Genomic DNA, 12940 nt, shown 5'->3' on the forward strand with positions numbered 1-12940 from the left:
GCCAGCAATTCGGAGCGATATTATGTGCAGGGGGGATGGCATCGAGAATGGCAGAAGAGAGGTTGATTGCGGTTCATATGCAGCTCGAAGAGCGCCCTATCATAACTTGATAGGCATACGGAAATCAGCCAAAAAGCAAAAAGCATTGGCATGAAACGACATATTGGGTAATATTCAGTATGTGCAGTAGACAATCAGTAACACCATACTTATGAATTTATTACATCTAGGAGGAGATTTTCCATGTTCGAAACGAAATACGAAGCATCTAAAAACCGTGTGTATGTTAAGCTTGAAGGTATGATGACAATTGAAGAGGCCAAAGAATACGATCAAGCTGTTCGTCGTGAAGTTGATAAAGCGAAGGAAGGCTACACATTCTGCATCGATATGGCGAAGGCACAACCAGCACCAGCTGATGTGAACGATTATTTGGCAGGATTGCGCGACTACATGGCAAACAAAAAAACAAAGGGATCTTCTATGATCGTAAGCTCCGCTCTGACGAAGCTGCAATTGTCTCGCTTGGTTAAAGATCTCGGCGGTGCATACGGCGTAGCTCAAAGCTACGAAGAAGCAGATCGCTACTTGGACAGCTTGTAGTCTTATAGTTCTTATCTTTTCGTCTTATTGAAGGATACTGAATGATATGACCTGCCCGTTCCCGGACGGGCAGGTCTTTTTTTTGGTGACGAGCAAGCTTGAGCAAGTGCAATGAACGACTACGCGTGGTATCGGAAGATACCCTATTACATAAAAGGTGTGACAGGAATGAAATCTCAATCTATGAACGAACGAATACGTGCGTTATGGAATCGCTGCTTTCAATCACTGTTAGCGCGGATATTATTGCCTATCAGTCTTATTACTCTGCTTGTCATTATAACGACCAGCATGGTGAATGCCAGCTTTATTCGAAGTGTCGTTACTGACATCATGATCGAAGATACCCATACAGCCGTTCGGCAAATTGGAAAGCTGGTCATTCAGCAAGGCAAGGATGATCCGAAGGCAGTATTGAATTTGATCGCTTATAAGGAGAACAGCTCCTCCTTGCTCGTTAAGGATGGCAAGGTAATTGCCCGCTCTGGAAAGAGTTTGACTAAGGAAATAGAGGGCAGCCTACAGCCGCTCTTCACAGGTGAGCAGAATGAAGTCAAGCTAAGTGATGGTCTTGGCGGATATGCATATGCTGCAAAAGCAGAGGACTATACGGTAGTCGCTGTTTCGAAATATGATGATTTTGACAATAGTCTTGTCTCTTATAATTGGCTCATGTTGACGGTTATTATTAGCTCCTTGCTAGTCATTTGTGGCGTAACTTGGATACTGGTGGATCGCCTGTTTATTAAGCCAATCCATAAGGTATCGCGTGCTGTTGAACATATTGGCTCGGGTGACTTCTCGCATCAAGTGGGAATGACGGAACAACGCAAAGATATTTGGGGCAATGTAGCTCGCAGCTTTACGAGAATGAGAGTCAATCTGAAGGGCTTGGTCGATCATGTTGTCGATACAAGTGAGAACATTAATACAACTTCGAATGACTTTGCAATCAGCTCGCAGGAAACGAGCAAATCATCGGAACAGATTACAATCTCGCTGCAGGATATATCAATGGGCGTGGACGAGCAGGCCAAGAAGCTTGCTGAGGTCGGTCAAATGATCGAGGATGTGACGATGGCAATTGGCGAAGTGGATCAAACTGTGAAGACGATTACAGGCGAATTCACGAAGGCCAATGATAAGGTTGTGCATGGCAATGAAATCGTCAATAAAACGATCACCCATATGAGACAGCTGTCTGATAATGTGGAAGCAAGTGCTGGCATGATGAGCAGCCTGCAGCAAAAATCCGATAAGGTCGGCGAAATTCTAGCGATTATTACGGATATTGCGGGGCAAACAAATCTGCTTGCATTGAATGCCGCAATTGAAGCTGCTCGGGCAGGGGAACATGGCAGAGGCTTCGCGGTTGTAGCGAATGAAGTTCGCAAGCTGGCTGATCAATCAAATCAGGCCGCTCTCGAAATTCAGCAGATTATTGCAGAAGTTCAATCCGAGACGGGAAATGCAGTCGAGACAATGGAGAAGAGCCATCATTTCGTCCAATCCGGCATTCAAAGTGTTAATGATACGGGTGACGTCTTCCATGCCATTGTGGCGATGATGCAGGAAATATCCAATCTAGCCAGCATGGTCGAGGCGATCGTCCAGGAGGTCAATATTAGCTCTCAAGACATGCTCGAGCGTGTTCAGGGGGTTGTGGCCATTTCGGAGGAATCCGCATCAAGTGTGCAATCGATTGCCGCTGCTACTGAAGAGCAGAATGCGGTTATGGAAGAGCTGGCAAGCTCAGCCGAGGAATTTAAGCGCATGGCAATGGGATTGCAGGATTCATTGACGAAATTTAAATTTTAATATTTATTTTGACAACTAGATTATACCGTACTTGAACCGATACCTGACTTAGGTATCGGTTTTTTTATGTCATGGTGATTTTCGAATGAATTTGCGTGCAGCAGGGAATAATTTGTCTGATCATCCAACATGTTTGTCATCTTCAAAGTGATTACAGGAGGGGATTGACCTTATGGCGGACTTTGATTTCGCAGCTTCCCTGCAAGAACAAATATCGGCATTGTTTCATCATCGCGTCCATCTTGTGGTAAGAAGCATTTCGCCGTCAGTTGCCATATGCTATATGCCCCAGCATGTCGATACGAAGCAGCTTCACACCTCTATTCTATCTCCGTTGCTGCAGTTGGGGCAGACACCGACGATCGAGGATCTTCGCAGTTCGCTTCCTATCGGAGAAATCATGGATATTGCGGCTATCCCGGAATGCGCACCGCTGATTGTGAAGGGATGGGTCTATATTGCGACCCCTCAGGCAGGCATTGCGGCAAATGTGGCGGACTTGCCTAAGAGGTCTCTTACCTCGCCAGAGAATGAGACGACCATATTAGGCCCAATGGTTGCTTTTACGGAGTCAATTGGCATGAACACGACATTGCTTAGAACCTCCATTCCAGATACGGAGCTATGCAGTGAAGAATATAAGATGGGGAACAAACGCAATACGACGATCCATCTCATGTTTATGGCAGATAGGGCGAATCCAGATCGGGTTGAGCTGGTACGTCAACGAATTAAGCAGCTTCGTCTCAATGATGTGACAGGCAGCTCAGAGCTCATGCACATGATTCAGGATAATGATTTGAGTGTCTTCCCGCAATTGATGCTAACCGAACGGATTGATTTGGCTAGCCATTCGCTGATAGAAGGCAAGATCATTATTCTGTTGGATGGGAGTCCGCTTGTGATCGTAGGACCAAGCGAATTCATTGACTTCTTCTTATCCATGGAAGATCGCTATTTAGGATGGGGGATCGGGACATTTATTCGCGCACTGCGAATGGTTGCGTTAATTCTTTCTGTATTCTTGACTCCTGCCTATGTGGCGGCCCTTACTTTCCATTATGAAATTATTCCTTCCTCTTTGCTCGTATCCTTAATTGAGTCACGCTCCAAAGTCCCTTTTCCGCCTTTATTTGAGACGATAATTCTGGAAGTGACCATGGAACTGCTTCGGGAAGCGGGGGCGAGGCTGCCGACGAAGGTTGGACAGACAATGGGCATTGTAGGCGGTATTGTCATTGGGCAGGCAGCGGTTCAAGCCGGATTTACGAGCAATATTCTCATCATGCTAGTGGCACTTGCGGCACTTGGTTCTTTCGCAACACCAGACTATTTAATGAGCAGCAGCTTGCGGCTCGTCCGATATCCGATGGTGATCTTTGCGGGTATTTGGGGCAGCATCGGTATTGTGTTTGTAACCTCCTTGGTAACGATGCACCTCATTCGTCAGACGAGCTTAGGCAGGCCGTATTTTTCACCAGTTCACCCGATTAAGGAATCTGACTTGGCTTATGATGAGGTGCTGCTTCCAGAACCGAAGGGCTTGACTGCAACAGGGCACAGGGTTCGTAAATACGTCCGATCCATTTCTCTTCGTTCGCTATGGACCGGGAAGATTGATGAATAGTCATTTGTAGGTGAAAAAGATGAATAGCGGAACATCACACAAATATCAATTCAAAGCCTACATGCTGCTTTTCCTCGTATGCAACGTGCAGGTCGGTGTAGGAATATTCGGATTTCAGCGGTACATCTATAAGGAGGCGGGGCATGATGCATGGATGTCGGTCCTGCTTTCAGGAATAGCTACCCATTTGATCGTCTGGATTATGGTTAAGACCTTGGAAATGCATAAGTCACTTGATTTGTACGGCATTCAACACGTTCTGTTCGGCAAATGGATTGGCGGTGTATTGAGCATCTGCATGATGCTCTATTTCCTGACGAATATGACGACCATTGTCAGAACGTATATTGAAGCGATCCAATCTTGGATTTTCCCCGATTTTCCGACATGGCTCCTTTCACTTATATTGCTTGTGCTTATGGTGTATGGCAGCTTGGGCGGAATTCGAGTCATTTTACAAACGAGCTTTATCAGTTTTTTCCTGATTATCGCGACCTCCCTTTTCTTCAATTATCCGATCCGCTATGTGGAATGGAGCCGCTTATTGCCGATTTATGATACGACTGTACAACATATTTGGGTAGGGGCAATTAAGATGGGGTTTACGATTACGGGGTTTGAAGTGATATTTATGCTCTATCGCCATGTGCAGGACAAAAATAAGGTGATGCGCTATGCACAAGCGAGCGTGCTCTTCACCAATATCCTGTACTTGTTCATTATGATCGTGTCGATCATCTATTTCAGTGAAAATCAGATACTTCGTACGATTTGGGGCTCCATTAATTTATTGAAAATTATTAAGTATCCCTTCTTGGAGCGGATCGAGTTCATTGCAATTCCCTTCTGGATGCTAGTTGTGCTTCCCGGTATCATGCAGTTGGCTTGGAACGTGCTGCGGGGCACTGTGCAGCTGTTTGGATGGAATGAGAAGCTGACACTGTATGGCTTGGCTGTTATTGTGATCGTGGCATCCAGCACCCTCCATAATCGGGGACAAGTGAATCAACTCAATGATTTTATCGGGATATACTCTGTGATTGTCTCTTATTGTTATCCGCTCCTCTTGTTCGCTCTGACGTATGTATACAAGTGGCGCAAACGTGAAAAGGGGAGTGATGCGCATTGAGATCGTTGCTCAAACCGATGTTCAGGGTAGTTGGTGTGTTATCCGTGCTGGCACTTCTTGTAGGCTGTGTACAGTCTAGTGTGCTGGAGAAGTTGGGAATAAGTGTAGCGATCGGGTTTGACGTTCTGTCGGAAGAGAAGTTTAATGTCACTTCAGTTCTGACCAATCCGGAGCCAGGAGCGAAGAAGAAGACGAAGATCGTCACTGGTATTGCAAGCAGCACCAAGGGAGCTCGAATTAACAACAACCAGCAATTGTCCCACACACTTGTGAACGGTCAGGTTCGTGTCGTAGTCTTCGATGATAAGCTGGCCAAGCAAGGGATTACGTATATTGTTGAGAATTTGACGAGGGATCCGTTTTTCGGTGATATGATTTTTCTCGCAGTCAGTGAAGGGCCGTCTCATGAATTGCTGGCCGGCAGTTATGAGCAGATTCCGAATATTGGAACCTACTTGTATGAAATGCTGCAGCAGCATATTCAAGATGATTGGGTTCCTTCCTGCACGGTTCACGATTATCGGAGCGCCTTCTACAGTGCTGGACAAGATCCGGTACTCCCAATGCTGCGCAAGCTGCCGAACGGAGTTGAGGTTTTTGGACTGGCCCTGCTTCAGAATGATCGAGTAGTCGGAACGATCGGCCCAGGGGAAGGATATTTGCTCAAGCTGCTGCTTGGAAAATTAGCGACATTGAAAGAGGTCAAAATTGATCGCGATGAGCTGCGTCCTTATTTGCATGAGAATCGGAAAGAGGACGGGCATGTACGGGTGGTCTTCGCGAACCTGGGCAGTAAAAAACATATTCGTCTCCTCTCAGCTTCTCCCCTGAAATTTCAAGCCAATTTACGCATCAATGTGGAGCTGCATGAAATTACAGATGAGTACGATTTTAGCAAACCCCAGGCAAACAAACTGCTTCAACAAAAAATAGGAGAAGCATTGACGAAGGAAACCGAAGCGCTTATTAAAAAGCTCCAGCGCCTCGGTTCGGATCCGATTGGCTTCGGCGAGGTCTACCGCAGCTCGGTAAGGCACTCCAAACTGACAGCTGACAAGTGGAAGAAGATGTTCCCTGAGGCAAGCATTCAATCTCAAGTCGAGGTAAACATTGTTCGAACAGGTACGATTGAGTAATCGGAATTTTTTGTGAGTTACATGCGCTGAATGATTGACTCTCACGTAACGTGATCGTGTAGCCTAATGGTATTCCGCCTTGTCGGAGAGGAACATACCATGAAGAGATGCAGGTGAACCTAATGAACATTCACATGGAAGACACGTTACGTCAGTATGAAGCATTGTTGACTATGCCAAATGAGCAGAGAAATGGCTATTTCAGGCATACAATGATGAAGCCGTTTCGATCGATGTGGGAGACCATTCATGTACCTATAACAGCGCAGCAGCCGAACGGCTATGATGTGGTAATGGCTACTCAAATGATGGGCTTCCTTCCGCTTCAGCATCAGGAAGGAATCGAGAAGGCAAGGAAGCGTCTGCAGGATATTCGCATTCTGGAACTCGCGAAGGAGACATTGTTGGGATGTATCCACCGAATAGACTCAGCGGGGCTGGCAGTCAAGGCAGAGGAATTGATATTTGGCGCGTATCTTGCTGATCCTGACAAGTTAAGCAGTTATCAGGGGTATACCGGATTTGGCGGTATTCCAGGATATATCCTCATTATCCTGGATCCGAACAGCTACAATATTCCGCGACTGCCGGCGCTGATCGCTCATGAGTTCCACCATAACGTTCGCTTCTCCTATTTCGATTGGAACCATGGCAATGTAACGCTAGGTGACTATATTATCATTGAGGGCTTGGCAGATTCTTTTGCAACTGAAATGTATGGAGAGGAGCTGCTTGGTCCATGGGTGGCGAATATACAGGGCAAGGAGCTGGATCATTGCTTCAAGGTAATCCGAGGAGCATTGGATACGAAGGGCTTCGCTGAGGTGAGCAGCTATATGTTCGGCGATGAAGCTGCTGCGCGGGAAGGTTATCCGGCAGTTGGAGTGCCTGCGGGGGCAGGGTATGCGGTTGGCTATCATGTTGTACAGTCCTTCTTGAAGAGGAACGATGTATCTATTTATGAAGCGACCCTGCTGCCGGCGGAGACCATCATACAGGGGAGCGGCATGGTGTAGGATTTTGTAGGATTATCGATTGATTTGTAAGGCTCTTAATGTTAAAAGAAAATAAAGTACTCAACTGAAAAATAAAGTTTTATACAGAGAAAATATAGTACTTTATTTTCTCTGTACAACTACTGCACTACACGCGGTTCGTGAACAAATGCTTTTATCTCACACTCGCTACTCCCAATTGGCTGTGTCATTACATTGAACACCCCTTATTGCATAATGAACAAATAAAAAGCCCACTTCCCACAAAAGGGGATAACGGGCTTCAATAGAATTAATTTTAGCGGGAGATGTATGCTACTCCTTTTGTTGTTTCATCACCTAAGTTGTGAGCCACTACATAGTGTTTCTTATTTTTATTTACTGGAACATCATCAAACACAAGTTTCTCATCATGGTCTCCCCGCACTGTCTTACTGGCTATTTCAGTATCAGTATTACGATTTGTTTCTTCATAAAGCGTATATTCAATTTTTGTGTTTCCGTCACTGGATTGCGTCGCCTTTAAAGTTAATCTGTCACCAGTTGGATAGAATGAGTCAGAAGACTGTGTTTTACGTACTCTGACTTCAAAACCCCACGTGTAATTTACTGGGTTAACAGAGCTTTTAGCTTGAGCCACATTTGAAATAGATGGTTGTGCATATGCTGGGATAGCCATCAAGAGCGTAGCAGCCGCAGTCATAAGAATTAATGACTTTTTCATTAACTGTTCCTCCTAATTTAATGTTATTTGAGTCAATAAGTTTGAAGTGAACTATTGAAGTTGAGTTTATTGTAGCTATAAATAAATCAAATAAACAGGGGAGTATCATTACTGTTTCTAGTGGTAAAATGACTAGTTCTACGTAAAAAAGACAGCATTAATTGCTGTCCCTTATACGTTATGTATAATAACTACTGCCAGATCTCTACCTGAAAAATAAAGTTCCGATATTCGGATGAGGCAAGACCCTGAGCAGCGGCAGAAATCTGCTTGGGGTCTTTCGTTCGATATTTATTCGGTTTATTGTTGCTTTCGTTGCTGGAATTTAGTTACAGCAGGGCTATTCATTCAGTTTCATTCAGTAGTTCATCTCTTCTCATAAAACGGACTAGCTTCTCCTCGGTAGAGGAGTGTTCAATTGGGGTGAATACACTGCACCGCAAGTCCATGTTCCCCTGCAAGAGAAGCGAGGTAAGGTTGAACAGCATCTTGCCTGCCTTCGCGTGACGGAATTCGATCGTAACGTCGGGGGCAATGCTGACTTGGCTTGCTTCCCATAGTGCATGGAATTCGGGATGAAGCTCTGACATTTCGTCTACGAAGTCTGTATACCATTCATCTCCCACGTACTGACCATAGTAGGCGCGGAACATCGCGAGGAAGCCTCTGACGAAGTGTTCCCAATTGACGGCTAGTGAGCGCAGCTCTTTTCTGACAAAAACGAGCCGAATCAAGTTCCGCTGCTCTAAGGGAACCTGATCGAAATCAAGAAATACATATGCCGCAGCGGCATTCCAGCCAACAATGTGGAAGTGCCTATCCGTAATGATGGTTGGGCAATGCGTTAGCTCATTCAATATTTTCCCAAGCGATGGCGGAATTTTCGCAATGCTCATTTCCTGCTGTGGTGGACTGATATGCTTCTCAAGCGCAAGATCGTATACATATTTCCGCTCATCCTGATTCAGTTGCAGAGCGGCAGCTACCGCGTCCAGAACAGATGGAGACACGGTGATGTCTCGCCCTTGCTCCAGCCAAGTATACCAAGTCGTACTGACTCCTGCCAATTGAGCTACCTCTTCACGGCGCAAGCCAGGTGTTCGACGTCTAGTACCAGCAGGCAGCCCTACGGACTGCGGTTGAATGCTTGAGCGCTTGGACTTTAGGTAGGTGGACAGGGCTTCTAATCTCGTTTGGCTGGACATGGCTATACCTCCTAACTGCAAGCCAGTTGTTCATTTAGTTTTGTTTATATCGACTATGTAGAGTGAATAACCAGATCAGCAGTGGATTAACAACGGATCAGGAATAATCGTGAAAGGTTACATTGTTGTTTGTGATTCCCAACTTGCATGCCGAAGCATGGATCCATTGACTTATCTAGTATATCATTTCCGCAGCGTAATCGATTGGAAGTGCAAGTTGTCATCATCCAATGGGACAGTGTGGAAATCTACGATTTGGAACCAGCGGGATAAGGTCTTCTGAATGGAACTGTCCGCGTGAAAGGAAAAGAATCGCTGCGGTTTGCACCAATCCGCCTCCCATACTCCTTCTGAGTTGTATCCACCAAATAATCCAATAAAAAGCAGTCCATTCGGAGCGAGCACTCGATGCATTTCTTGCAAGACCTGATCCAGATCCTTCTTCGGCGCGTGCAGCAAGCAATTTAGCGCATAGACAGCTTGAAAGCTATGATCGGCAAAGTCCAACTGATAAAAATCCATTACTTTCGCATTCAAGCCTCTTTCGATGCACTTCTTCACCGATTCACTGGATAGATCGATGCAGGTTGTCTGCATTCCGCATTTATTGTTTACTGCTGGAGTCAGGTAGTAATTATACTAGTATAACCAACAACTTGTAATAGGATAAATCATGTGTGACAATATCGTAAACCAATGAACAAGCATGAGGCGACTCATGGATGATCCAATTAGCTAGGTAGATTCATATTTCACAATGAAGACAGTGTCGTTATAGAGGCTTGTGCGATCACGGTCTGTGAGGAGGAATTAGAGTTGGAACCCGTAGTGATTACAGGAATGGGGGTTATCTCCCCGATAGGAAATGATGTAGAGACGTTTTGGAGGAACTTAGTTGCTGGACAATCAGGGATATCCTCTATTGATACATTTGACGTGAGTGGTCATAAAACGAAAATTGCCGGTCTTGTGCGCGAGTTCGATGCAGATGGACTTCTTGGACGCAAAGAGGCAAGACGGCTGGATCGCTTTACTCAATTTGCACTTGCTGCCGCAGAGCAGGCATGGGCGGATTCTGGGCTGGTGCTGGATCAGATTGACCCTGAGCGCTTAGGTGTCTACGTGGGGTCAGGCATTGGCGGAATTGAATCCTTGATTGAAAATGTCGATATTTTGCGAAGCAGGGGTCCAGGGAGGGTCAGTCCGACCTTGGTGCCAGCCATGATGGCGAATGCAGCGTCTGCACAGATCAGCATCAAATGGGGAGCGCTGGGCCCTACGATGTCCCATGTCTCTGCTTGTGCGATCGGCAATACTGCGATTGGCGAGGCGTTCCGGCTCATTCGCTCGGGAGGAGCAGACATTGTATTTGCAGGCGGAACGGAAGCTGCTATTACCGACTTATCGCTAGCCAGCTTCGGTAATGCAACGGCACTATCAACAAGGAATGATGATCCGACGAAGGCCAGTCGGCCCTTCGATGCGGAGCGGGATGGATTTGTCATGTCTGAGGGCGCGGGCATACTCATTCTGGAATCATTGTCGCATGCCTTGCGTAGAAAGGCACGAATCTATGCGGAGGTTATTGGATATGGGATAAGCTCGGATGCTTACCATATTGTTGCGACCCATCCTGAAGGGCGAGGTGCCTATCTTGCGATGAGAACGGCTCTGCAGGATGCATCTGTGTCTGCCGAGGATGTAGATGTCATTAACGCGCATGCAACGAGTACGGAGGTTGGCGACCTGGCAGAGACAACAGCGATTAAAAGAATGTTCGGCGAGCATGCTTATCGGATTCCGATAACAGCAAATAAGTCCATTACGGGTCACATGCTGGGTGCTGCTGGGGGAGTAGAGGCCATTTCGCTCGTGAAGAGCTTACAGGAGGGAATGATTCCGCCGACGATTAACCTTGAGAACCCTGACCCGCACTGTGATCTGGATTATGTGCCGAATGAAGCACGCAAGGCCAATGTGAAGGTGGGACTGTCTAATTCTTTCGGCTTTGGCGGTCATAATGCCGTGATCGTGTTGAAGAAGTATGAGTGATTGAGACGCATAACCGGATAATCGGTTCGGTACAAAATAGCCCCTGACTTGCGGCATATCCGCAAATTCAGGGGCTTGGCGTTTATCAGCAGGCTTAGGATTCAAGACGCTTACGTTGGAAGCGGGCAATCGCTTCGTATTCTTCATCCAGCTTGCGGAATATCGAGATATAGATCGGAAGCAGTTCATGATAAATCGCTGCATGCTCCGGATTAGGTTCATGCTTGTGCGTAGCGCCTACCATATCAGATACGATACGGAGTGAATCGGCTCTTCCAGTTGCGTATAGACCAAGCACAACAGCACCAAGGCAGGAGCTCTCGTAGCTCTCAGGGACGACAACTTCTTGATCGAAGATGTCGGCCATCATCTGCCGCCAGAGCGGTGAACGAGCGAATCCGCCAGTGGCGTGAATCTTGCTAGGGCGTCCCATCTGCTCTTCCATTGCAAGCAACACCGTGTACATATTGAAGATGACGCCTTCCAGCACGGCACGAATCATATGTTCCTTCTTGTGATGCATAGTGAGGCCGAAGAAGGAGCCGCGCGCGTCCGCATTCCAGAGCGGAGCTCGTTCGCCAGTTAGATAAGGATGGAAGAGCAGCCCGTCTGCCCCCGGCTGAACCTGCTCGGCAATGCGAGTAAGCAGATCATAGACATCAATACCAAGCCGCTTCGCTGCTTCAACCTCAGAAGCGGCCAGTTCATCGCGTACCCAGCGGAACAGCATGCCGCCATTGTTCACAGGTCCGCCGATGACCCAGTGCTTGTCTGTCAGGGCATAGCAGAAGATTCTGCCCTTCGGATCGGTAAGCGGTTGATCCACAACGGTACGGATCGCGCCGCTCGTTCCAATCGTTGCTGCAACAACACCAGGCTCGATCGCATTTACACCAAGATTGGAGAGCACACCATCACTGGCTCCCACAATCGTTGGGGTAGCAGGGGAGAGTCCCATCTCCCGCGCGTAGACTTCATCCATTCCTGTTAGCTGATGCGTAGTAGGAACGAGCTCGGATAGCTTGTCAGTCGATATGCCCGCAAGTTCAAGCGCATCTTCATCCCAAGCGAGCTGCTGCAAATTCATCATCCCGGTAGCAGACGCGATCGAGTAATCGACAACATACGTATGGAACAGCTTGAAGAGTACGTATTCCTTAATGGAAATGAATTTAGCCGCCTTATTTAACAATTCCGGAGCTTCATGCCGCATCCACATCAACTTCGTAAGCGGGGACATCGGATGGATGGGAGTGCCTGTCCGCAAATATAAGGCATGTCCCTGCGGATCCTTCTTGAGCTGGGCTGCATACTTGCTGCTCCGATTGTCTGCCCACGTGATGCAAGGGGTGAGCGGATGGCCTTCTGCATCGACAGCGATGAGGCTATGCATCGCCGAACTGAAGGACAGGAACAGTATATCCTCAGGCCGGGCTTGCGCAGCGCTAATCGCTTGCTTGACAGAAGAGACAACGGCTTGGAATATCCGTTCCGGATCCTGCTCGGCTATCGTTGCGTTCGGTGTATGCAGTGGATAGCCTTGGCTGCCGGTGGATACGACTTTGCCATTCTCTTCGAATACGACTGCCTTCGTGCTCGTCGTTCCCATATCGATTCCGATCATGTAGTTGGGATGATTCATAGGAATAAC

At 47.1% G+C, this 12940-nt stretch carries 11 protein-coding genes; 7 read left to right on the forward strand and 4 right to left on the reverse strand.

What is annotated here, in order from left to right; genetic code table 11:
* The first annotated feature begins 243 nt into the window (after window positions 1–243).
* From BBG47_RS00650 to BBG47_RS00675, 6 genes are all read left to right on the forward strand, one after another.
* On the forward strand, window positions 244–603 hold the full coding sequence (locus BBG47_RS00650) for a hypothetical protein (protein ID WP_021254824.1): 360 nt from the start codon (window positions 244–246) through the stop codon (window positions 601–603).
* A 168-nt stretch (window positions 604–771) separates the two neighbouring features.
* Window positions 772–2421, forward strand: a complete 1650-nt coding sequence (locus BBG47_RS00655) for a methyl-accepting chemotaxis protein (RefSeq protein ID WP_065290100.1) — start codon at window positions 772–774, stop codon at window positions 2419–2421.
* A gap of 172 nt (window positions 2422–2593) precedes the next feature.
* Window positions 2594–4048, forward strand: a complete 1455-nt coding sequence (locus BBG47_RS00660) for a spore germination protein (RefSeq protein WP_065290101.1) — start codon at window positions 2594–2596, stop codon at window positions 4046–4048.
* Window positions 4049–4067: 19 nt separating this feature from the next.
* Window positions 4068–5177, forward strand: a complete 1110-nt coding sequence (locus tag BBG47_RS00665; protein WP_065290102.1) for a GerAB/ArcD/ProY family transporter — start codon at window positions 4068–4070, stop codon at window positions 5175–5177.
* On the forward strand, window positions 5174–6313 hold the full coding sequence (locus BBG47_RS00670) for a Ger(x)C family spore germination protein (RefSeq protein WP_065290103.1): 1140 nt from the start codon (window positions 5174–5176) through the stop codon (window positions 6311–6313). The genes BBG47_RS00665 and BBG47_RS00670 overlap by 4 nt, the downstream gene beginning before the upstream one ends.
* Before the next feature lie 122 nt (window positions 6314–6435).
* Complete coding sequence (locus BBG47_RS00675) at window positions 6436–7329, forward strand: DUF2268 domain-containing putative Zn-dependent protease (RefSeq protein ID WP_065290104.1); 894 nt, start codon at window positions 6436–6438, stop codon at window positions 7327–7329.
* 277 nt (window positions 7330–7606) lie between these two features.
* On the opposite strand, the gene BBG47_RS00680 is transcribed toward BBG47_RS00675, so the two are convergent.
* The 3 genes from BBG47_RS00680 to BBG47_RS00690 all read right to left on the reverse strand — a co-directional run bounded on the left by BBG47_RS00680 (window position 7607) and on the right by BBG47_RS00690 (window position 9834).
* Window positions 7607–8032, reverse strand: coding sequence for a hypothetical protein (locus BBG47_RS00680; protein WP_065290105.1), 426 nt, complete (start codon window positions 8030–8032; stop codon window positions 7607–7609).
* Between the two features lie 344 nt (window positions 8033–8376).
* A complete protein-coding gene (locus tag BBG47_RS00685) occupies window positions 8377–9237 on the reverse strand; it encodes a helix-turn-helix transcriptional regulator (protein ID WP_065290106.1) in 861 nt (286 codons plus the stop codon).
* 183 nt (window positions 9238–9420) lie between these two features.
* Window positions 9421–9834: a class I SAM-dependent methyltransferase gene (locus BBG47_RS00690; protein ID WP_065290107.1), complete on the reverse strand. Its 414-nt coding sequence runs from the start codon at window positions 9832–9834 to the stop codon at window positions 9421–9423.
* Between the two features lie 219 nt (window positions 9835–10053).
* Here BBG47_RS00690 and fabF point away from each other — a divergent pair, with 219 nt between their 5' ends.
* On the forward strand, window positions 10054–11289 hold the full coding sequence (gene fabF / locus BBG47_RS00695; protein ID WP_065290108.1) for a beta-ketoacyl-ACP synthase II: 1236 nt from the start codon (window positions 10054–10056) through the stop codon (window positions 11287–11289).
* Window positions 11290–11383: 94 nt separating this feature from the next.
* Here the strand turns inward: fabF and gntK are convergent, their stop codons facing one another.
* Complete coding sequence (gntK, locus tag BBG47_RS00700; RefSeq protein ID WP_065290109.1) at window positions 11384–12931, reverse strand: gluconokinase; 1548 nt, start codon at window positions 12929–12931, stop codon at window positions 11384–11386.
* Between the last annotated feature and the right edge of the window lie 9 nt (window positions 12932–12940).

Origin of the sequence: Paenibacillus sp. KS1, assembly GCF_001680695.1 — a bacterium.
GTDB classification, from domain to species: Bacteria; Bacillota; Bacilli; order Paenibacillales; family Paenibacillaceae; genus Paenibacillus_B; species Paenibacillus_B suaedae.

Excerpts from the sequence above, each read along its gene's own strand:
- BBG47_RS00665 (WP_065290102.1), top strand. The coding sequence starts at position 4,068 with ATGAATAGCGGAACATCACACAAATATCAATTCAAAGCCTACATGCTG.
- gntK (WP_065290109.1), bottom strand. The coding sequence starts at position 12,931 with ATGAATCATCCCAACTACATGATCGGAATCGATATGGGAACGACGAGC.
- BBG47_RS00660 (WP_065290101.1), top strand. The coding sequence starts at position 2,594 with ATGGCGGACTTTGATTTCGCAGCTTCCCTGCAAGAACAAATATCGGCA.
- BBG47_RS00675 (WP_065290104.1), top strand. The coding sequence starts at position 6,436 with ATGAACATTCACATGGAAGACACGTTACGTCAGTATGAAGCATTGTTG.
- BBG47_RS00650 (WP_021254824.1), top strand. The coding sequence starts at position 244 with ATGTTCGAAACGAAATACGAAGCATCTAAAAACCGTGTGTATGTTAAG.
- BBG47_RS00680 (WP_065290105.1), bottom strand. The coding sequence starts at position 8,032 with ATGAAAAAGTCATTAATTCTTATGACTGCGGCTGCTACGCTCTTGATG.
- BBG47_RS00690 (WP_065290107.1), bottom strand. The coding sequence starts at position 9,834 with ATGCAGACAACCTGCATCGATCTATCCAGTGAATCGGTGAAGAAGTGC.
- BBG47_RS00685 (WP_065290106.1), bottom strand. The coding sequence starts at position 9,237 with ATGTCCAGCCAAACGAGATTAGAAGCCCTGTCCACCTACCTAAAGTCC.
- BBG47_RS00655 (WP_065290100.1), top strand. The coding sequence starts at position 772 with ATGAAATCTCAATCTATGAACGAACGAATACGTGCGTTATGGAATCGC.